Source organism: Mesorhizobium sp. B2-3-11, assembly GCF_006442215.1.
In the GTDB taxonomy this organism is placed as follows: domain Bacteria; phylum Pseudomonadota; class Alphaproteobacteria; order Rhizobiales; family Rhizobiaceae; genus Mesorhizobium; species Mesorhizobium salmacidum.
Genome location: NZ_VFVS01000001.1, coordinates 389,410 through 408,957, shown reverse-complemented (window position 1 = coordinate 408,957; position 19,548 = coordinate 389,410). Strand labels below are relative to the sequence as shown.

The following is a 19,548-nucleotide window of genomic DNA, read 5'->3' as shown; positions in this document are numbered from 1 at the left end:
ACGAAATCGGTATGAATCGGTATAGTCGCGCCTTACATCCGCCATGCGGTGAGCGGGACGGTTTATCGTGCGGAACGGGAACCGGTTGCGACCGGAGCGGGTGATCCATGAAATTCCTCGGTAAAAAAGCAACCGTGATGCCGCTGGTGGCGATTACGGCGACGCTGGCCTTCGGCATGCCACAGGCAGGGGCCCAAGGGCTTTTCGACATGCTGTTCGGCGGCGGGATCAGGCATGAGCCGAAGGGCGAATTTCCGCCTCCTCCGCCAAAGCACAAGCCGAAGGCGCCGGCCGGCAGCGGCGACGGTAGCGTGAGGATCAGCGGTCCGTCATACTATACTTACAAGGCCGACAGGCTGGTGCGTGTCGACTTCTCGAAGCTAGCGACCGCGCCGCAGCCGGCGACACCGCAGGATGCCGCTTTCGTTCCTTCGGCCACCGGTGCTGCCTTCCACGATGCCATTGCCGGCCTCAGCGACTATGAACTCTACGCAGAGCCCGACATCGCCAAGGCGCTGATCGCCTATTACTCGGCCAACCCGGATTTCATCTGGGTGAGCGGAACCAGCCCCAACAGCCGTGCGCAAGATGCCGTGCGGGTGCTCGGCGAGGCTGCCAGCTACGGCCTCACGCCTGCCGACTACACCGTCGACGTGCCGGCCACCAGTTCGACCTCGACAGATGACGCAGCCAAGCTAAAGGAACTCGTCCGTTTCGAGATGGCGCTGTCGGCACGCGTCCTGCGTTACGCCCATGACGCCCAGAGCGGCCGTGTCGAGCCCAATCGTATGACCGGCTACTACGATTTCCCGGCCAAGCCGCTCGATATGATAGGCGTGCTGAAGACACTGGCGCATACACAGGAAGTTCGCACATATCTGGAATCGCGCCATCCGCAGAATGCGGAGTATCAGGCGCTGCGCGTCGAACTGGAATCGCTGCAGGCGAGTGCCGAGAACGAGATCGTCGTCGATCCCAAGCTGCTGCTGAAGCCAGGCGAAACCAGCCCCGAACTGCCAAAGCTCCTGTCGCTGATCGCGCGTAATCTCGACGACGAGATGGGCGGCAGCTATGGCGAGGTCCTGTCGCGTTTGGCGACCAGCGAAGTCTATGTTCCCGAACTGGTCCCGCTCATCAAGGCGGTGCAGCAGAAGGAAGGCATGAAGGGTGACGGCGTCATCGGACCGCGTACCGTCGCCACACTGGCTGGGACGTCGAAGGCCGACAGGCTGCTGAAGGTCGAGGTGGCGCTGGAAGAACTGCGCTGGCTGCCTTCCGATCTCGGCAGTCCGCGCGTTTTCATCAACCAGCCCGCCTTCACCGCAAGTTACATTGACGACGGCCAGGAAAAGCTGAAGACGCGTGCCGTCGTCGGTCGGGTTACCAACCAGACGGCCTTCTTCTACGATCAGATCAAGCAGGTCGATTTCCACCCCTACTGGGGCGTGCCGCAGTCGATAATCGTCAACGAAATGCTGCCGAGGTTGCGCGGCGACCCCGGCTATCTCGACCGTGCCGGCTACGAGGTGACGGATTCACGCGGCAAGCGCATTCCTTCGTCGGCAGTGGACTGGGGCGCTTATGGCGCCAACATTCCCTACAATGTGCGCCAGCAGCCGAGCGAGGCCAATGCGTTGGGCGAACTGAAGATCCTGTTCCCCAATAAGCATGCGATCTACATGCATGACACGCCGCAGAAATCGTTCTTCAAGCAGGATATGCGCGCGCTCAGCCATGGCTGTGTACGCCTGCAAGATCCGCGCGGCATGGCGGCGGCGGTGCTCGGCACCACGGTCGATTATATCGCGGAGAAGCTGAAGCACGGACACTCGACCGAGGATGTAACGCGCAAAATCCCGGTCTATGTCGCCTATTTCACCGCCTGGCCAGACATGTCCGGCAAGGTCGAGTATTTCAGCGACGTCTATGACCGCGATTCCCGGCTAAAGCAGGCCCTGGATGCGACCGAGGCGGCGCGCTCACCCTCGAGCTAATCGCTGACTCTCTGACAGCGGGCGCCGGAAGCCGGCGTCGCGCCCGGCGATCAGCCAATAGACCAGCCCGGCCACAAGACCGGCGACGGCGATGATGCCGATATCGACCCAGCGCTCCGGATCGACGTCCTCCGCCGCGCTCGGCCAGATCAGGAAGAAGCCGCCGGCCGCTGCGGCGGCGCCGAAGAGCATGTGCAGCAGCGCGCTGCGCAGGGAGAAAAACTCGGCGATCAGCGCGAAAATCAGCGTCTGTGGCGCGGTCAGCACAACCGTCAGGAAATAGATGAACATGCCGAGCGGCGGCACCACCAAGGCAGCGATCGGTGAGACGCCCATGAGGTCGAAATAGGCGGGCGCGTTGGGCAGGGAACTCAGCGCCGCATAAATCGCCACTACGGCGATCAGCCCAACCAGTATGGCGACAAGATAACCGGCCAGCATCATCAGGACGCGCTTCATCAAGTGCTTCGCAGTCGACATGCCCACCCCCGTGAAGCCCGTTCATCCTACAGTCAGCCATCAATGGCGAATTGACGCAAGGGGAGACGGAAGACCTGGCCAGCGTCGAAGCCTGACGCAGGCGGACCAGCCACTCAGGCGCCGCCGCACATATGCTGCGAATCCGGCAGAGCCCAGGAGCCTTTCGCGACGAGGTCGACGGAATAATAGACCCGGCCACGGTCGTCGTCCTTGGGGCAGTCCCTGGGAATCGCGATCAAGCACATGATGACCGGTTCTCCAACTTTCGAGGCGGCCAATCCAGGCTCGCGATCATAGGAGACAGCCCCGCCACCATTGGTGAACGTGGCCGCGCTGCCCGCGTCGGGACTGGCCGTCTCCAGCGGATCGTCGCCGAGGCGCGTGGTAAGCGTCTTGATGTGCGTCGATGCGCATTGGCCGATTGCTAAGGGCAAGGGCTGATCGTTACGCCCGGGGTTTCGCCCGGCGGCTTCGAGCGCCTTCTTGCCAATCAGCGCGACGTTGTAGTCCTGCACCCAGGATGGCGCATTCCCATAGGTCTGCAAGGCGTTGTTGAGCGCGCTGACGACACAGGCCGTATCGCTCTTGCAGGCATTGCGGTCGGCGATCAGCCCGCGGGCAATCTTGCGCTTGTCGCCGCCGAACGCCGGCTCGAAACCCTTGTACGCCTTCGAAACCAGTAGATCGATCGCCGACAGTTGCGGATCGGCGCAGATCGCCTTTTCCGCCGGCAGGCTTGCCTTGGCGCAGTCGAAGGACGGCCCATCGGCCCGCGCCGGAGAAACGGCAAGGAAACTGCCGGCTGGGACGATGGCGAGCACAGACAGCAAATAAGTTCTAACGAAACATCGCATCACGGCCCCCAAGCCGGTAGTGTCTCAGTTTGAAATTTGCGAAAGCGCCTATCGAATTTGCCGGCAAATTCTGCGCCGATCTGCACGACAGCGAAGTCCGCAACGTCGCTTCCAAGCGCGTCCAGTGTGATGAAATCTGGTCGTTCGTCGGCGCGAAGGCGAAGGACGTTTCGGACATGAAGCAGCCAGTTGACGGCGCTGGCGACGTGTGGACGTGGACCGCTCTGGACAGCGACAGTAAGCTTATCATTTCCTGGCTCGTCGGCGGTCGCGATGGCGAATATGCGTTAGCTTTTATGGACGACGTGAAAGAGCGCCTTGCCAATCGCGTCCAGCTTACGACCGATGGTCACCGCGCCTATCTCAATGCCGTCGAGGAAGTCTTTGGAGCGGACATCGACTATGCGATGCTCATAAAGCAGTACGGCGAGCCGGAAGGCAAGAAGACCTCTCCAGAGCGCCGCTATAGCCCCGCCGTTTGCACTGGCGCGACCAAGACCCGGATTGAAGGCAACCCTGATCCGGTGCATGTCAGCACGTCGCATATCGAGCGGGCCAATCTCACTATGCGCATGGCAAACCGTCGCTTCACGCGCTTGACCAATGCGTTCTCAAAGAAGTTCGAAAACCACGTCCACATGGTCGCCATTTACACCGTCTGGTACAACTTCATCAAAATGCACAAGACGCTGAAAAATGACGCCGGCAATGGCCGCTGGCGTTTCCAAGACGCTCTGGTCGATGGAGGACCTTTGCGAGAAGATGGACGCCGTTGCGCCGAAGCCGGTAAGCGCGGACCTTACAAAAAACGGCAATCTGACGTTTGAGGGGTGAGATGTTCGGGTTTTTCGACAGCGACATAACGAGGGTGCGAAAGTTGCGGCTGGAGTTCGAGGATATCCGCCAGCGCGTGCTCTACAAGATGAATCCGTATAAGCAGTATTCTTTCATATCCGGTTATCGCGGCTGGGTTGAGCAGTTTCGGGAAGCCCTCGATCAAATCAGCGAGACCGCGTTTCAGGACTGGCGACAAACCGGAGATGTCTTGAGGAAGGGCGCTCAACGGTCATGGAACGAAGCAAGGCGAATGCCAGGCATCGCGGGTGAAGGCGCAATAGCAGGCGCAGAGGCCTTAGCCATGCTGGCTTTGCTTTGCTCTGCCAAAGGCTATGGCATCGCCGAAGCTTTGACGCTTAAGAGCGACGTTGCGGCGTTCGAGGCGCACGTCGACAAGCTCGTGGCCAACCTTTCGCAAATTTCAAACTGAGACACTACCCCCAAGCCAACAGGTTTGCCCAAGGCGCGGCCCGCGCCGGCGCATAACATACCCCAAGGATGGACAATTTGGGCTCCCGTTTCGTCGTTGAGAATGCTCGTAGGCAGCGCATTCGCGACGAGGATATCCCTACGAATCCTATTTTGGTTCGGCCGTCACAGGATCGAAGTCGATTTCGACCTTTGCCTTGTCCGAGGTGTAGTAGGTGACGGTGTAGCCGTCCTTGTCCCAGTCGACCTCTTTCACGTAGCGAAACCCGTCACGCTGCTCGACCTTGGCGATGATCTCCGACAGCTTCTTGGCATTGGGTGGCGGCAGCGGAGTTTCATCCGCGGCAAAGGCAGGCCCGGCGGCGAGAAGAACGGCGACGGAGGTCGCAAGCAGAAATCTGGACATGGTTTTCCCTCAAGTTTCGACGGAGGGAAACTCGCTGCCATGCAGGTTTGTTCCGCATGTGGGCATGCCGGGTCATCCGATCCAAGGATTTGCAGTTGCGGCAAGACAAGCGTCCTATGCCAAAAACCACGATGGCCGCTTCAATACTCATGGCCATACAACGTTGGCGTCACGTCGTCGTGCCTGCATCCCGACGTTTCAATGCCTGCGCAAAAAGGCAGAACGCTGAAGGGGCGGACTGTAGCTGCCGATGTGTTGCCAGCAAATAGATGGTGGGCGATGCAGGGATTGAACCTGCGACCCCACCCGTGTGAAGGGTGTGCTCTCCCGCTGAGCTAATCGCCCGCTCGTTGCCCGAAGGCCAAGCGAGCCGCGATATAAGGGAGGCCGGCCCGTTAAGTCAAGGCAGTGTCTGGTGTTCTCACACAGATCGGATTTGCGGTCCCGCCGGGAGCCGTTCCGGAGACATTTTCATCGCCGGCGCTCAGTGTGCGGCGGCGCCGATCAGCCCTTGCGCCAGATCGAGCGTCAATGCATCAAAGTGCGATATCACCGCCGAGGGCTCGAACTCGCGCACATGACGGTCGGTGTAGCCGAAGTCGACGGCGACGACAGGAATGCCGGCGGCCTTGGCGGTGTCGATATCTGTTTGCGAATCGCCCACCATCAAGGCGCAGTGCGGATCGCCGCCGGCCCGTTTGATGGTTTCGATCAGGTGACGCGGATCGGGCTTGCGGAACGCGAACGTGTCCTGCCCGGCAATTGCCGCGAAATGCCTGGTAAAGCCAAGCGCTTCGATCAGCGCCAGCGAGTTGGCTTCGTATTTGTTCGTGCAGATGGCCAGCAGATAGCCGGCCTTCTCAAAGCGGGCAATCGCCTCGATCACGCCGGGGTAGGGGCGGGATTTGCCAGGAATATTGTCAGTGTAGTGATCGAGGAATAGTTTCAGCAGCCGGTCGTGCTCCTCAACCTTGAGAGATCGTTGCTGCGCGGCATGCGCCCGTTCGATCATCACCCGGCCGCCATGGCCGACGAAGCGTCTGAAGCCGGCTTCGTCGACGGCCGCCAGTTGGCTGGCCGCCAGGCTGTGGTTGAGGCTGTCGAGCAGGTCCGGCGCCGTGTCAATCAGCGTTCCATCGAGGTCGAACACGATGATCGGGCGACTCATGATCCATCCTGCGCAGGTTTGTGCATCGGCACGCGATAGCGGCTGCGACGCTTTAAGGCAAGCAGACTGGTGGGGCCGCCGCCAAAGGCTTTGACCCGGCCGGCAAAAGTGCTAGGAGCCCGAAACGCTAAGCGCGTTGCGTCGAAACGGACTCCCTGCGGCGCGCTTTGGGTCTTTGTTTCATGCATGTCGTTTCCCAAAACCGAGGTCACTTTTGGGCGCCATGCATTAGGTTTCGGGGCAGCAAACGGCATGGATGCGAGGCAATTGAAGGTCGAGGCCGCGCGGGCCGCACTTGCCCATGTCACCGACGGCATGCGGCTCGGCATCGGTACCGGCACCACTGCCGACGAGTTCGTGCGGCTGCTCGCCGACAAAGTTGCCTCCGGCATGACCATAACAGGGGTGCCAACCTCGGAACGCACCGCTGCGCTGTGCCGCGAACTCGGCGTGCCGCTGTCGACGCTGGAGGAAACGCCCGAACTCGATCTCACCGTTGACGGCGCCGACGAAGTCGACCCAGAGCTGACATTGATCAAGGGCGGCGGCGGTGCGCTGCTGCGTGAGAAGATCGTGGCCGCGGCCTCGCAGCGCATGATCGTCATCGCCGACCGTTCGAAGATGGTCGAGACGCTCGGCCGGTTTCCTCTTCCCGTCGAAGTCAACCGGTTCGGCCTGCGCGCGACCGAGATCGCAGTGGCCGTGGCGGCTGAAAATCTCGGCCTTTCCGGTCCGGTGACATTGAGGATGACGGGAGGCCAGCCTTTTGTTACAGACGGCGGCCATTTTATCCTCGATGCATCTTTTGGCCGCATTCCGGATACAAGAGCGCTTTCGAATGCTCTCCACGCCATTCCTGGCGTGGTCGAGCACGGTCTTTTCATCGGGCTGGCGTCAGCGGCCATAATCGCCGGCGGCGACGGTATCCAAACTGTCCATGCCGCCCGAAAACCAGGGAGTTCTACCGATCATGATGTTGCATAACCGGGTTCGCCGTCTTTCCGTCCTTGTGGCGGCTTCGGCCGTCTTCGCGTTCTCCTCGCCTGTCTTCGCGCAGGATGTCACGGAATCGCATCTGAAGGCCGCACGCGCCGCGGTTGCCGCGATCCACGCGACCGACCCGTTCGACAACATCCTGCCGCAGGCCGCCGCGGCGCTCGAATCGCAGCTCATCCAGAAGAACCCTGACATGCAGGAGCTGATCGGCAAGACGATCAACGAGAAGGCACTGGCGATGGCCTCGCGCCGCGCGGATCTCGAGAAGGAAGCGGCTCTTGCCTATGCGAAAGTGTTTTCCGAAAAGGAACTCACCGACATCGCGGCCTTCTACAGCTCCGAGTCCGGCAAGAAGCTGCTCGACAGCGGCCCGACCGTGACGCGCGACCTCGTCAAGGCCGCCGACATCTGGCAGAACGGCGTAGCTCGCGATCTTGCCCAGCAGGTCGGCGAAACGCTGGCGGCGGCGGCAAAAGCGAAGGCGCCGGCTGCGCCTGCGCCCGCCGATGGCGCCGCTCCGGCCGACAATGCGGATGGCGCCGCACCCGCCGACGGTTCGGCTCCTGCCGACGACACGCAGAACTGATCCGCATTTCAAACGCGGCCTTGCGGCCATCTGTAAAGCCCGGCCTGTCCGGGCTTTTCTTTTGGTGGTTTGCGGCCTACCTGTCACTCACATTTTGGCGTTCAAGGAGCCGCTTCATGGCCGGTTATGATTACGACCTCTTCGTCATCGGCGGAGGCTCCGGCGGGGTGAGGGCGGCACGGGTCGCGGCAGCGCTCGGCAAGCGCGTCGGCATCGCCGAAGAATACCGTTTTGGCGGCACCTGCGTCATCAGGGGCTGCGTGCCGAAAAAGCTCTATGTCTATGCCTCGCAATTTCCCGAGCATTTCGCCGACGCCGCCGGCTACGGCTGGACGGTGCCGGAAGCCAGTTTCGACTGGCAGACGCTGGTCGCCAACAAGGACCGCGAGATCAGCCGCCTGGAGTCGATCTACAAGAAAAACGTCGAGGGTTCGGGCGGCGAGACCTTTCATTCGCGGGCGATGATCGTCGACCCGCACGTGATCCATCTCCTGAGCGAGGACCGCACCGTCACCGCCGATCAGATCCTGATCGCCACCGGCGGCCGTCCGGCGGCGCATCCGGCACTGCCCGGCCACGAACACTGCATCTTTTCCAATGAGGCTTTCGACCTCAAGGAACTGCCGAAGGCGATCATGATCGAGGGCGGCGGCTATATTGCGGTCGAGTTCGCCAACATCTTTCACGGGCTCGGCGTCGACACCACGCTGGTCTATCGCGGCAAGGAAATTCTTGGCCGCTTCGACATGGACCTGCGGCGCACGCTGCATGAGACGATGGAAAAGAAGGGGATCAAAATCCTTTGCCATTCCGTCTCCGAATCGGTCAGCAAGCGGCCGGACGGGCGGCTCGACGCGCAGCTCATCAGCGGGCAGGTGCTGACGGTCGACCAGGTGATGCTGGCCATCGGCCGCATCCCCAACAGCGAGAATATGGGACTGGAAGGTATAGGCATCGAGATGGCCACCGCGACCGGTGCGATCAAAGTCGATGATTATTCCCGCACCAACATCGACAATATCTGGGCAATCGGCGATGTCACCAACCGCGTGCAGCTGACGCCGGTGGCGATCCACGAAGCGATGTGCTTCGTCGAGACGGCGTTCAAGGACAATCCGACGGCGCCCGACCACGATACAATCGCGACCGCCGTCTTCTCGCAACCGGAAATCGGCACGGTCGGCCTATCGGAGGACGAAGCCGTCAAACGCTTCGCCGACATCGAGATCTACCGCGCCAGCTTCCGGCCGATGCGGCACACGCTGTCGGGCCGTGACGAAAAGATGCTGATCAAGCTGGTCGTCGACGGCGCTTCGCGCAAGGTTCTCGGCGCCCACATACTAGGGCCGGACGCCGGCGAAATGGCACAGCTGCTCGGCATCCCCCTGAAGGCGGGGCTGACCAAGGATGATTTCGACCGCACAATGGCCGTTCATCCGACCGCGGCAGAAGAGCTCGTCACCATGTACAAGCCGACCTACCGCGTGAAGGACGGCGAGCGCATCTGACGCCTCAGCTATCGCGCCGCCGCCAGCCTTGGCCGGCGGCGGCGGTCAAACCGCTACAGCAACGTGCCGCGCAGGATGACCAGCGCCACCGAGAAATAGATTACCAGTCCGGTGACATCGACCAGCGTGGCGACAAACGGCGCGGATGCGCTGGCGGGGTCGAAACCGACCCGTTTCAGGGCGAAAGGCAGCATCGACCCCGACAGCGAACCGAAGGTGACGATGCCGACCAGTGCGGCGCCGACAGTCGTGGCGATCAGCGGCCAGTGCGGGCCATAGTCGTAGAAGCCGATATATTGCCAGAGCGCGATGCGGCAGACGCCGACCACGCCGAGCATGGCGCCGAGCACGAGACCGGTGGGCAATTCGCGCAACGCCACCCGCCACCAGTCGCGAAGGCCGATCTCGCGCAGCGCCAGCGCACGGATGACCAGCGATGTCGCCTGCGAGCCGGAATTGCCGCCCGAGCTCATGATCAGCGGAATGAACAGCGTCAGCACGATCGCTTTCTCCAGCTCGCCCTCATAGCTTTGCATCGCATTGGCCGTCAGCATCTCGCTGATGAACAGCGCGCAGAGCCAGCCGCCACGCTTCTTGATCATGGCGAGGAAGCTCATCTTCATATACGGCTCGTCCAGAGCCTCCATGCCGCCGAAGCGATGTACGTCCTCCGTGGTCTCCTCGATCATCGTGTCGATGATGTCGTCGATGGTGACGATGCCGAGGATCTTGCCGTGGTCCACCACCGGAACGGCGAGCAGATCGTATTTGGAGATCGTCTGCGCCAGGTTTTCGCGATCGGTCAGCGGGCTGACCGTCACCGGCATGCGGTCGGGCGCCACCGACAGGATCGAGTCGTCCGGCTCACCGGTGATGAGCCGACGCAAGCCGGTCGACCGCACCAGGAGGTGTGTTTGCGGATCGACGATGTAGATTGCATAGACGGTCTCGCGCGTCCGCTCGACCTTGCGGATGTAATCGAGCGTGCGCCCGACGGTCCAGTCGGAGGGAACGCTGACGAACTCCGTCGTCATGATCGAGGCGGCGCTGCCTTCGGGATAGCCCAGAATGGAAAGCAGGGTCGCGCGCAGCGGCGGCGCCAATGCGCCGAGCAGTTCGGAGCGTGCCGGCTCTTCGAGCTCGCGCAGAATGTCGGCCGCGCGGTCGACGGACATGGCGGTGAGCAGCTTGCTCGCCTTGGGACGGGGCAGGGCCTCCGCCAGTTCGGGCGCGCCCTCAAGCTCCGGCTGATCGAAAATCTCGACCAGCCGTTCGAAGGGTACGGCGCAAAGCAGCTCCGTCGCGGTTTCGCGCGATTCATGATTGAGCGCCTCGACGACGTCGGCGACGTGGTCATTGGCAAGGATGCGGGCGATGGCGACGGCCTCGTCGTCCGCTACGGGGGAAAAATCGTTCATGGTTCACTCCTTGCCGTCCGGCAGGACATGAACCATTCAGGTCACGTCTAGGCGGACGGCGGTTGCGTTCGACTGTGACTGTCGCCAGGCATGGCGCGGTGACCTTTCCGCTTGCGGGTTCGCTTTTGACTGTCTGCAAGCCGGCGCAACATAGGAGCGCGCCTTGCCGAGTCAATCGCAGTGAGGAAGTAAAACAGTGCCGAGCGTCGCCGATCGCGAGACTGTGATCACCGTCCGCCGTTTGACGCGGCAAGTCCCGGTGACGTCATCGTTATTTCTGCTTCAGCCGGCGCGAGAACCGCGTCCATTTGTCCTCGACCGGCCTTGGCTGGGCCAGGATCGTGGTGAGTTCGAGGGGCAGGCTCGGGGCGAGCGGTTTCTTCGTGGCGACACCGTCGGCAATCAGGACCATCGAGTGGTAGAACTCGGTGCCGGCAGCCGATCTCGGCGCCACGGCTTCGTGCATGACACTGATCACCGTCACATCGGGGCAGTTGTCCTTGATGGCCTGGTGGAAGGCGATCTTGCCGTCAGGGTCGAGAGCACCGGTCGCTTCGTCGAGGAACAACAGTCCCGGCTGCTGCAGTATGATACGAGCCACCACCAGCTTCTGTTTCTGGCCGCCCGACAGGACCTGATCCCAGCTTTTGCCCTCGCGACTTTCATTGGCCATGTGTTCGATGAAATCGCCAAGGCCAGCCTTGTGCAGCGCCGACGCAACCTGGGCATCGCCATGATCGCGTTCGGAGCCGGGCAGGCAGACAAGCTGCTTCAGCGACACCTGCGGCAGCTTGACCTCCTGGGCGGCATAAAAACTCTTCACGCCCTCCGGGAAGACGATGGTGCCGCGGCCGTAGGGCCACAAGCCGTTGATCGCCTTGATCAGCGAGGTCTTACCGCAACCGGATTCGCCTTTCAGGAAGGTCCATTCACCGCGCCGGAAGCGCAGGTTGGCGGAACTGAGGAATGGCGTCGCGTCCTCGCCCTGGTGCGCCAGCTCCAGCTTCTGGATGGTCAGGCCGAAAACCGGATTTTGGCTGGCGTAGTGGAAGTCGGAACGGCCGCTCTGGCTGTAGAATTCCTGTGGGTGCTGGACGTTCTCGATCGCGTTGGCGAGCTCCGTCACACGCTGGCTATTGGCGCGAAGCGTGGCGATGGCGGGCATGACATGGATGAACCACGAACACTGGCTGATGAGTTGGCCCACCATTTCGGAGCCGGTGATGTAGCCTTTATAGTCCAGGCGGCTGTGGATGAACGGCACCAGGCCAGGAGCATAGGCCACAATACGGGCGCCGATGAAATTGTAGATCAACTCGAACGACATATAGCTCGTGTTGACGACATTCAGCCGTCCCCAGGTGCGATCGATGTCGACATAGAGCCGGTCGTGCATCATTTTCTGCACGCCCTCGCCATGTGAGGCGGCGACATGGAAGCTGCGGCGCAGGAATGTCGTCAGTTCGCTACGATAGCTTCCCTCGGCCTTCTGCATGCGAATATTGAGACGTTCGAGCAGGCTGCCGAGCTTGACCGCGATCCAGGTGTTGAGGGGCACGTAAGTGGCGACCGCGAGAAGGGCAAGAACGGCGCTGCCATAGCTGCCAAGGAACTCCAGACCTTTGACCTCCACTGACGACTGCAGCAGGTTCTGGCCGATAAAGTAGAGCGAAGTCGCCAGCCCCAGCACGCCCATGGCGAGGCCGATCGCACCGCCGGTCATGTCCTTGATCGATTCCTGGATGCGCTGGTCGACATTGTCGGGCGCAACGATGCCGCCGTCCGCGGAACCATGTTGAGCATGGAAATGGGTATGGTTGCCGTCGAGCAAGGCCTGGTTGAATTTGTCATTCAGCCAGCCACGCCATTTGCGGTGCAAGGTTGCCGAGACGAGATTGCGAATACCAGTGAAGCCGGCATCCTTGAGCAGGACGAGCAGCACCAGCACGCCGCCGTTGGTCAGGATTGTCTCCAGCGGACGGGTGTTGGCGGCGTCGTGCAGGAAGGCAATTGAGTTCACCAATTCGCCCGAAGCCATGGCGAACCAGACGCTAGCCTTGCTGGACAGCGCGGTGAGCAGCGCGATCACCAGAGTCAGCGTCCAGGCTTCCTTCCAGCGGTCCGAGACCCAGTAGGCTCGCATGAGCCCCCAGAAATTGCGCATCGAGGATACCGGCGTCAAATGCGACTGCCCTGCGGCGCCGCGGTGTAGTCCATCCGGTACTGACTCTTGCGATCGTCTGCCGATCCGAATCACGATCCCGCCCAAACCTTTTTTGTTTTGTTACGGATGGTAACACCAATTGATCATTTTCCATTAATTTTAAACCGGGCCGACCAGAAAACCGCCGCGGCCGTTGCCCTGAGGCAACAGATTGAAGATCGAATTGCCATAAAAACGGTGAATGATGACCAGAAAATTTCCGTGGATTTCAGGTATTTAGGCGCCACGGCAGTGGCTGCGGCCGATCTTCCCTTAGGGAAGCTTCGTACACGGCTTTGTGACTCAAAAGCCGTGTGGGGCGGGGATTTTCTTACTGGGCCTGGCCAGAATTCCCGAAGTACGCCGCCCTTAATGTCTGATTTCTTGCCGCAGCGACGTCGCCAAACTCGCCTGTCCCGTCATCAACCAAGGGGTTGATCCGCACCAGCGCGCCAACGGTGGCTGGTTCTCTCATCAGCAAGGCCAAAATGGCGGCGAAGTGGCGTCTGCTGGCCTCAGTCGGCCTTTTCCAATTCACCACGCGCCTTGGCCGCCGCGACCTGACGGATCGCATCAGCCAACGTGTCCGCGTCCTGCGCGCCCATCACGGCATATTTACCCTCGAGCAGGAAGGACGGGACGCCTGTGATGCCCATGCGCGACGCGGTCGCGATTTCCGTGCGAACCGCTTCGACATCGGCGTCGCTCGGCAAGAGCGTTTCAACAACCGAGGCGTCCATGCCGGCCTCGCGGGCAGCTTCGACCAGTACCATATGGTCGCCGACGTTGACGCCCTCCTCGAAATTCAGCTGGAACAGGCGGCGCACCAGCCTGTTCTGAACGTCCTCGCCGGCGGCACCGGCCCAGCGGATCAACCGATGCGCGTCGAGCGTGTTCGGTGCCACCTTTATGGCATCGAAGGCAAAGGAGATGCCCTCGGCCTCGCCAAGCGGCTCGATGCGGGCATGAATTTCGCGAATGCGCTCCTCGCTGCCGAACTTGGCCAGCATGTAGTCGCGGCGATCCTTGCCTTGCGGCGGGATGGTGGGATCGAGCTGGAACGGCCGCCAGCGTATATGAACTTCGACATCTCCGGCCGCGGCGATCGCCTTGTCCAGCCGCTTCTGACCGATGAAGCACCACGGGCAGACGACGTCCGACACCACATCGACGGTTATGGCGTTCGCTTCGTTCATCTCTATCTCCGGATTTTCAGTTCGGTTTGCGCCACCAGGTCGGCAACTGGTAACCGAATATGGGCGTCTTTCGCGGATGTTCCAGATAATTCCAGTAAGCAAGCCACTGCTGCGTGTTGTATTGCAACGGCACCATGTAATTGCCGGAGATTAGCAGCCGGTCGAGAACGCGAACCGCCGCGACATAACCCTCCTTCGAACGGGCTCGCAGCATTGCGTCGATGGCCGCATCGATCGCCGGATCGGCGACGCCGGCGAGATTGAACGATCCTTCCGTCCTGGCCGCGGCGGACGACCAGCGCCCGATCTGTTCGATGCCAGGGGACAACGAATTGTTGAAGCCGCTGGAGCCGATCAGGACTTCGAAATCGAAACGCTGCTTGCGCGACTGGATCTGGTCGCCGTCGAGGCTGCGGATGCTGACGTTGATGCCAATCTTCTCCAATGTGCGCTGGTAGATGCCGGCCAGACGCTCTTCGTCCTGCGAGGCGGTCAGGATCTCGAAGCCAAAAGGTTTGCCATCGGGATCGATCATCGTGCCGTTGTTCACTTGGTAGCCGATGCTTTTCAGAAGGTCGAAAGCGGTCTTCAGCACCTTGCGGTCCTGGCCCGAACCGTCCGTCACCGGCGGTTTCCAGGTGCCGTCCATTACGTCGGCCGGCACGCGGCCGGGGTAGGGCGCCAGAAGCGCCTTTTCCCTGTCGTCAGCCGGATGGCCGAGCGCGGAAAGTTCCGAATTTTGCCAATAGCTCATCGTGCGGGTGTACTTGCCGCCGAACAGATTTTTGTTGGCCCATTCGAAATCATAAAGCATGCCGAGCGCGCGCCGAACCACCGGGTTGGAAAACTTCGGTAGTCTCGTGTTGAACAGAAAACCGGTCACGACGGGCGGAATGCCGGTGTCGAAGGTTTCAGAAACCACGTCACCCCTATGAAAGGCGGGAAAGTCGAGATCGCGCTCGCGTTTCACCGGATCGCCGTCGTCATCGATGGCGCAAAGTCCCTTCTTGAAGGCTTCGAGCTTGGCGTTGGCGTTGAGAAAATACTCGATGGTGATCTGGTCGTAATTGTCGAAACCGCGCTTGGCGGGAATGTCCTTGCCCCAGTAGTCGGGGTTGCGCTTGAAGACGATGCGTTGGCCGGGCGTCACCTGCGCGATCCTGTAGGGACCGCTTCCGATCAACGGCTTCAGCGTCGTTCTGTCGAAAGTATCGATGTCGAACGCGTGCTTGGGGATGATCGGCGTCAGCGCGATGATCAGGGGAAACTCACGATCGGCCTTGTCGTTGAAGGTGAAGCGCACGCTATGGCCGCCGGTCTTTTCGAGCTTGGCGATCCTGGCCATGCGGTCGCTATAGGGCGGGCGGCCTTTCTGCGTATAGGCATCGTAAGTGAACAGCACGTCTTCCGGCGTCACCGGCTGACCATCCGACCATTTGGCGTTCGGGTTGAGATGGAACTCGATGCTCTTGCGCTCGGGGTCCATGTCAGCTGTGTCGGCCAAAAGCCCATAGAGGGTAAAAGCCTCGTCTGCACTGCGCTGCATCAGCGGCTCGAACACCAGATTGCCGAAAATCGTGTCCATCATGCCGCGCGCCGTCGTGCGCAGGCTTTTCAGGATGAAAGGGTTTAGATTGTCGAAGCTGCCGACGACGCAATAAGTGATGCTGCCACCCTTCGGCGCGTCGGGATTGACGTAGCTGAAATGGGTGTAGTCCGGCGGCAGGGCCGGTTCGCCCTGCATCGCAATCGCGTATTTCGGCTCCGACAGCGCCGGTGGCGATGACAGGGTGAAAAACGATAGTGCGGTGACCAGCCAAACAAGAACGCGGCCCATGACCGTCTCCTTAACAGGTCGGCTTGATGATTCGGTCCGCACCCTAGCATGGGGCAACTGCGTGGCGGCCAATGGCGTCGTCAAGAATTACAAGTGGGCGGGCTGGATTCGACGCCGCTTGCAGTGTAACACGCCGTCCGAAGTCATTCTGTTGCCTCATTTTGGCAACAGGTAGCTGGACCACACGGCACGAAGAAGCCGGTCCCGGGATCATTGAGAGGAAGTACACGACATGACGAGCCTGAACAGCAACGCGTACCGCCTGTCGGTCATGGCCGCAGGCGTGGTTGGCTTTCTCGGCGCAGGACTTCCCTCTGCTTCCGCGCAGCAGCAGCCGCAGATTCCGCAGGGCTGGTTCAAGGCCTGCACCAAGCAGGAAGATGTCGACATCTGCAATGTCCAGAACATCGTCACCGCTGGCAATGGCCAGCTCGTCACCGGCGTCAGCCTGATCGAGCTCAAGGGCAAGGTGAACCGCAAGGTGTTCCAGGTGACGGTCCCGACCGGTCGCCTCGTGCCTCCCGGCATCGGCCTGCAGATCGACACCGGCAAGGCTCAGAAGCTCGACTATGTCATCTGCTTCCCGGATCGTTGCGTGGCCGAAGTGCCGCTGACCGACCAGCTCGTCGCCTCGTTCAAGAAGGGTCAGGGGATCACGCTGACCTCGATCAATTTCCAGAACCAGGCCAACCCGATCAAGATCGCGCTGCAGGGCTTCAGCGGCGCCTATGACGGCCCCCCGCTGCAGCAGTCGGACATCGAGGACCGGCAGAAGAAGCTCCAGGACTTCGTCGCCAAGAACAACCAGGACTTCGCCAAGAAGCTCAAGGACGAGCAGGATAAGGCGAAGACCGCGAACTGATCCACCATCGTGTCATTATCGAGTCAAAAAAAGCGGGGTCATGCCCGCTTTTTCATTTCTGTCCCTCTCAGTATGCCGGAAGTCAGTGCCTGGACTGCCGTTTCGGCGCGTAGCGCCCATCCGGCTTCTTGTCGAACATTTCCTTGATCTGCGGATGGCGGACGGGTTCTCCCGACTGATCCTCGAGCAGATTCTGCTCTGAGACATAGGCGATGTATTCGGTTTCCGAATTCTCGGCGAGCAGGTGGTAAAACGGCTGGTCCTTGCGCGGCCGCACGTCGGCGGGGATGGCTTCGTACCATTCGTCGGTGTTGGCGAATTGCGGATCGACGTCGAAAATAATGCCTCGGAACGGGAACAGCCGGTGGCGAACCACCTGTCCGATCGCGAATTTGGCCGTTTTCATCGTACTCACCACTGAATTCCTTGACTTTATTTGGCGCAGACTCCGCATCAATTCAATCCCGAGCGTCCGAGCGCCTTCAAAATACGCGGAATGCGCAACAAAGGTTTTGGATGAACGTCGCGATGCCGCGGCAAAGCCCGCAAAATCGCTACCGCTGCCGCGTCGGCTTCCGCAGGCCGCCCGCAAGGGCCGCAAAGCCGCTGCCGGGACGCAGCCCTTCGCGCATGAAAAAGGCGCGAAGCGGTGCAAAACCACCAAGCACGCCGAGACCGACGCCACGCGCCATTTGCGCCGGCAACATATCGGAAAGAAGCGACACGTTGAGCAGATTGACCGCGCTACTCCGCGCGAGGATGTCAGGCCGGCGTTTGAAATCGTAGGCTGCAAGGGCCTCGGCAGCGCCGGGATCTCCGCGATTTTCCGTTGCGATTCCAATTAGATCGTCGATATCCCTGATGCTTAAGTTGAGGCCTTGCGCACCGATCGGCGGGAAGACGTGCGCGGCTTCACCGACAAGCGCCACCCGTCGCGCCGCGAAACGCAGAGGGGTCACCGTCGATAATGGATAAATCTGGCGGCCCGGCTCCACGATTACTCGGCCGAGCATCGACTGCATCTTTCGTTCGATCCGCAGCGAGAGCGTTGCGTCGTCCAACGCGGCAAGCTCCCTGGCGGTCTCGGGCTTGACCACCCAGACAAGGCTGGAGCGATTGCCCGGCAGCGGAACCTGCGTGAACGGGCCGGTCTCGGTATGGAACTCCGTCGAGGTGAAGCCATGTTCGCGGCTGTGGCCAAAATTGAGGACGAGCGCCGCCTGAGGGTAGGCGCGCGCCGCCGTCGAGATGCCGGCGGCCTCGCGGGCCGGCGACAGGCGACCATCGGCAGCGACCGCAAGCGATGCATCGATCTCGCTGCCGTCAGCCAGCGCGGCATGAGCTTTGTCGCCGCCAAGATGCCAGGCCTTCACCATCGATCTGCGCCATTCGATCCCGGAATGCGCGGCCACCTTGCCGGCAAGCGCGGGTCCAAGGACGCTGTTGGGCATATTCAGGCCGAACTGTTCCTCGTCGATCTCGCTGGCGCGGAAAGTGACGACGGGACTGCGGATCAGCCGGCCGGTCGCATCGACAATGCGCATCACCTTCAAGGGTGCGGCCTCGGGCTCGATGTCCTGGAGCACGCTCAGCCGTTCGAGCACTTTCAGCGCAGGCGTCATGAGCGCCGTGGTGCGGCCGTCGGGAGCCGAAACCTCGGGCCCGGCAATCGTCACCGGAAAGCCGGCATCGGCGAAGGCAAGTGCAGCGATCAATCCCGCCGGCCCCGTGCCTGCGATCAGTATCCGCGCTGTTTCCTGATGCTCCAAGATCGGTTTCCGGCTTGCTGTGCGAGGTGGCCTTCAGACCTACCAGTCAAGAGACGCATATAGGGCAGATCATGCGGCTTGATCAACGCGGCGATTCGGCCCATTCGAGTGGAATGACCGGCCAACAGGATGATTTCAGCCACCTCGATCGTGCCGGCCGCGCCACGGCAAACGTCGCGCGCAACCCGCGCTTGACGGTCAACGTCGTCGTCGGTGTAAGCATCGCACTGGCCTGGCTGCTGCTTGCCGCGATGGCGATTCGCAGCGCCGAAGCCCAGATCAGCGCGCCAGGCGATGCTTTGTTGCGTAACTTGCCGAAACTGCCGTTACCGGCCGTCTTCGAACGATTCTTCGCGCTCTGCCTTTCACCAGCGCCGCTCGACGCAAGCATCGGCCCGCATACCCTGGCGCTCATCCTCATGTGGTTTCTCATGGCGATCGCCGCGATGCTGCCATCCGCGGCACCAATGATCCGCATTTATTGCGAGATCGCCGATACGGCGCGGATCAAAGGGGAGTCAGTCGTCCATCCGCTGGTGCTGGTTGCCGGCTATCTCTACGTCTGGCTTGCCGCCTCGATGTTGTTTGCGGCACTGACACTTGCCGTCCACGCATTCGCCGCCTCCGGAGAGATATTAGATCCGGTGCTTGGCGTTGCTGGTGGGCTCGCCTTGCTGGTTGCCGGCCTCTATCAGTTCAGCGGCCTCAAGGAGGCCTGCCTGACGAAATGCCGGAACCCGTTCTCGATCCTGTTTTCGAACTGGAGTGCCGAGACCGTCCGCGTGTTTCGGCTCGGCGCCGCGCAAGGCATCTGGTGCCTGGGATGTTGCTGGGCATTGATGCTGGTGATGTTCGCCGTGGGCGTGATGAATGTCTTCTGGATGGCGCTGATCGGTGTGTTCACTCTGATTGAAAAACAGACGACGGGCAGTCTTCCAACCCGGCTGGCCGGTGCGATACTGCTTGTCTGGGCAGCCGCGCTGCTAGTAGTCTCGCTATGACGGG

The 19,548-nt window shown here is 61.2% G+C and carries 17 protein-coding genes, 1 tRNA gene and 1 pseudogene; 8 read left to right on the top strand and 11 right to left on the bottom strand.

Annotation, left to right across the window (positions count from 1 at the left end; all coding sequences use genetic code 11):
- Nucleotides 1–107 precede the first annotated feature (107 nt).
- Nucleotides 108–1,994, top strand: coding sequence for a murein L,D-transpeptidase (locus FJ960_RS02165; protein ID WP_140711598.1), 1,887 nt, complete (start codon nt 108–110; stop codon nt 1,992–1,994).
- Here the strand turns inward: FJ960_RS02165 and FJ960_RS02160 are convergent.
- Entirely contained in the window at nt 1,980–2,474 is a 495-nt protein-coding gene (locus tag FJ960_RS02160) for a hypothetical protein (RefSeq protein WP_140711597.1), read from the bottom strand. The two genes, FJ960_RS02165 and FJ960_RS02160, sit on opposite strands and share 15 nt — an antisense overlap.
- A gap of 113 nt (nt 2,475–2,587) precedes the next feature.
- A complete protein-coding gene (locus tag FJ960_RS02155; RefSeq protein ID WP_140711596.1) occupies nt 2,588–3,328 on the bottom strand; it encodes a lysozyme inhibitor LprI family protein in 741 nt (246 codons plus the stop codon).
- Between the two features lie 95 nt (nt 3,329–3,423).
- Between FJ960_RS02155 and FJ960_RS02150 the strand changes: the two are divergent.
- Together FJ960_RS02150 and FJ960_RS02145 are read left to right on the top strand one after the other, a co-directional pair.
- Nucleotides 3,424–4,155, top strand: a pseudogene (locus tag FJ960_RS02150) (IS1 family transposase); the annotation flags it as partial.
- A gap of 8 nt (nt 4,156–4,163) precedes the next feature.
- Nucleotides 4,164–4,595 carry a hypothetical protein gene (locus FJ960_RS02145; protein ID WP_140711594.1) on the top strand — a complete coding sequence of 144 codons (432 nt, stop codon included), beginning with the start codon at nt 4,164–4,166 and terminating at the stop codon, nt 4,593–4,595.
- Between the two features lie 147 nt (nt 4,596–4,742).
- On the opposite strand, the gene FJ960_RS02140 is transcribed toward FJ960_RS02145, so the two are convergent.
- The 3 genes from FJ960_RS02140 to FJ960_RS02130 form a co-directional block, all read right to left on the bottom strand.
- Entirely contained in the window at nt 4,743–5,000 is a 258-nt protein-coding gene (locus FJ960_RS02140) for a PepSY domain-containing protein (protein WP_027142686.1), read from the bottom strand.
- A 270-nt stretch (nt 5,001–5,270) separates the two neighbouring features.
- Nucleotides 5,271–5,345, bottom strand: a tRNA-Val gene (locus tag FJ960_RS02135).
- Between the two features lie 139 nt (nt 5,346–5,484).
- Nucleotides 5,485–6,168, bottom strand: coding sequence for a phosphoglycolate phosphatase (locus FJ960_RS02130; protein ID WP_140711593.1), 684 nt, complete (start codon nt 6,166–6,168; stop codon nt 5,485–5,487).
- A gap of 252 nt (nt 6,169–6,420) precedes the next feature.
- Between FJ960_RS02130 and rpiA the strand changes: the two genes are divergently transcribed.
- From rpiA to gor, 3 genes are all read left to right on the top strand, one after another.
- A complete protein-coding gene (rpiA, locus tag FJ960_RS02125; RefSeq protein ID WP_140711592.1) occupies nt 6,421–7,152 on the top strand; it encodes a ribose-5-phosphate isomerase RpiA in 732 nt (243 codons plus the stop codon).
- On the top strand, nt 7,139–7,750 hold the full coding sequence (locus FJ960_RS02120) for a DUF2059 domain-containing protein (protein WP_140711591.1): 612 nt from the start codon (nt 7,139–7,141) through the stop codon (nt 7,748–7,750). Before rpiA ends, FJ960_RS02120 begins: the two co-directional genes overlap by 14 nt.
- Before the next feature lie 116 nt (nt 7,751–7,866).
- The gene (gor, locus tag FJ960_RS02115) at nt 7,867–9,258 is read left to right on the top strand and encodes a glutathione-disulfide reductase (RefSeq protein ID WP_140711590.1); all 1,392 of its coding nucleotides are present in this window, start codon (nt 7,867–7,869) and stop codon (nt 9,256–9,258) included.
- Between the two features lie 53 nt (nt 9,259–9,311).
- Here gor and mgtE read toward each other — a convergent pair whose 3' ends face one another.
- From mgtE to FJ960_RS02095, 4 genes are all read right to left on the bottom strand, one after another.
- Complete coding sequence (gene mgtE, locus FJ960_RS02110; RefSeq protein ID WP_140711589.1) at nt 9,312–10,676, bottom strand: magnesium transporter; 1,365 nt, start codon at nt 10,674–10,676, stop codon at nt 9,312–9,314.
- Nucleotides 10,677–10,947: 271 nt separating this feature from the next.
- On the bottom strand, nt 10,948–12,840 hold the full coding sequence (locus tag FJ960_RS02105; protein ID WP_181166014.1) for an ABC transporter ATP-binding protein/permease: 1,893 nt from the start codon (nt 12,838–12,840) through the stop codon (nt 10,948–10,950).
- 554 nt (nt 12,841–13,394) lie between these two features.
- Entirely contained in the window at nt 13,395–14,075 is a 681-nt protein-coding gene (locus FJ960_RS02100) for a DsbA family protein (protein ID WP_140711587.1), read from the bottom strand.
- Nucleotides 14,076–14,091: 16 nt separating this feature from the next.
- Nucleotides 14,092–15,912 carry an extracellular solute-binding protein gene (locus FJ960_RS02095; RefSeq protein ID WP_140711586.1) on the bottom strand — a complete coding sequence of 607 codons (1,821 nt, stop codon included), beginning with the start codon at nt 15,910–15,912 and terminating at the stop codon, nt 14,092–14,094.
- A 232-nt stretch (nt 15,913–16,144) separates the two neighbouring features.
- Here FJ960_RS02095 and FJ960_RS02090 point away from each other — a divergent pair, with 232 nt between their 5' ends.
- Nucleotides 16,145–16,774 (top strand): invasion associated locus B family protein, encoded by a 630-nt coding sequence (locus FJ960_RS02090; RefSeq protein WP_015317881.1) that lies wholly within the window; start codon nt 16,145–16,147, stop codon nt 16,772–16,774.
- 82 nt (nt 16,775–16,856) lie between these two features.
- Here FJ960_RS02090 and hspQ read toward each other — a convergent pair whose 3' ends face one another.
- Together hspQ and FJ960_RS02080 are read right to left on the bottom strand one after the other, a co-directional pair.
- Complete coding sequence (gene hspQ / locus FJ960_RS02085) at nt 16,857–17,180, bottom strand: heat shock protein HspQ (protein WP_027142695.1); 324 nt, start codon at nt 17,178–17,180, stop codon at nt 16,857–16,859.
- 148 nt (nt 17,181–17,328) lie between these two features.
- The gene (locus tag FJ960_RS02080) at nt 17,329–18,543 is read right to left on the bottom strand and encodes a UbiH/UbiF family hydroxylase (RefSeq protein ID WP_140711585.1); all 1,215 of its coding nucleotides are present in this window, start codon (nt 18,541–18,543) and stop codon (nt 17,329–17,331) included.
- A gap of 71 nt (nt 18,544–18,614) precedes the next feature.
- On the opposite strand from FJ960_RS02080, the gene FJ960_RS02075 reads away from it, so the two are divergent.
- Nucleotides 18,615–19,544: a DUF2182 domain-containing protein gene (locus FJ960_RS02075; RefSeq protein ID WP_140711584.1), complete on the top strand. Its 930-nt coding sequence runs from the start codon at nt 18,615–18,617 to the stop codon at nt 19,542–19,544.
- Nucleotides 19,545–19,548 lie beyond the last annotated feature (4 nt).

Excerpts from the sequence above, each read along its gene's own strand:
- FJ960_RS02165 (WP_140711598.1), top strand. The coding sequence starts at position 108 with ATGAAATTCCTCGGTAAAAAAGCAACCGTGATGCCGCTGGTGGCGATT.
- FJ960_RS02160 (WP_140711597.1), bottom strand. The coding sequence starts at position 2,474 with ATGTCGACTGCGAAGCACTTGATGAAGCGCGTCCTGATGATGCTGGCC.
- FJ960_RS02155 (WP_140711596.1), bottom strand. The coding sequence starts at position 3,328 with ATGCGATGTTTCGTTAGAACTTATTTGCTGTCTGTGCTCGCCATCGTC.
- FJ960_RS02145 (WP_140711594.1), top strand. The coding sequence starts at position 4,164 with ATGTTCGGGTTTTTCGACAGCGACATAACGAGGGTGCGAAAGTTGCGG.
- FJ960_RS02140 (WP_027142686.1), bottom strand. The coding sequence starts at position 5,000 with ATGTCCAGATTTCTGCTTGCGACCTCCGTCGCCGTTCTTCTCGCCGCC.
- FJ960_RS02130 (WP_140711593.1), bottom strand. The coding sequence starts at position 6,168 with ATGAGTCGCCCGATCATCGTGTTCGACCTCGATGGAACGCTGATTGAC.
- rpiA (WP_140711592.1), top strand. The coding sequence starts at position 6,421 with ATGGATGCGAGGCAATTGAAGGTCGAGGCCGCGCGGGCCGCACTTGCC.
- FJ960_RS02120 (WP_140711591.1), top strand. The coding sequence starts at position 7,139 with ATGATGTTGCATAACCGGGTTCGCCGTCTTTCCGTCCTTGTGGCGGCT.
- gor (WP_140711590.1), top strand. The coding sequence starts at position 7,867 with ATGGCCGGTTATGATTACGACCTCTTCGTCATCGGCGGAGGCTCCGGC.
- mgtE (WP_140711589.1), bottom strand. The coding sequence starts at position 10,676 with ATGAACGATTTTTCCCCCGTAGCGGACGACGAGGCCGTCGCCATCGCC.
- FJ960_RS02105 (WP_181166014.1), bottom strand. The coding sequence starts at position 12,840 with ATGCGCAATTTCTGGGGGCTCATGCGAGCCTACTGGGTCTCGGACCGC.
- FJ960_RS02100 (WP_140711587.1), bottom strand. The coding sequence starts at position 14,075 with ATGAACGAAGCGAACGCCATAACCGTCGATGTGGTGTCGGACGTCGTC.
- FJ960_RS02095 (WP_140711586.1), bottom strand. The coding sequence starts at position 15,912 with ATGGGCCGCGTTCTTGTTTGGCTGGTCACCGCACTATCGTTTTTCACC.
- FJ960_RS02090 (WP_015317881.1), top strand. The coding sequence starts at position 16,145 with ATGACGAGCCTGAACAGCAACGCGTACCGCCTGTCGGTCATGGCCGCA.
- hspQ (WP_027142695.1), bottom strand. The coding sequence starts at position 17,180 with ATGAAAACGGCCAAATTCGCGATCGGACAGGTGGTTCGCCACCGGCTG.
- FJ960_RS02075 (WP_140711584.1), top strand. The coding sequence starts at position 18,615 with ATGCGGCTTGATCAACGCGGCGATTCGGCCCATTCGAGTGGAATGACC.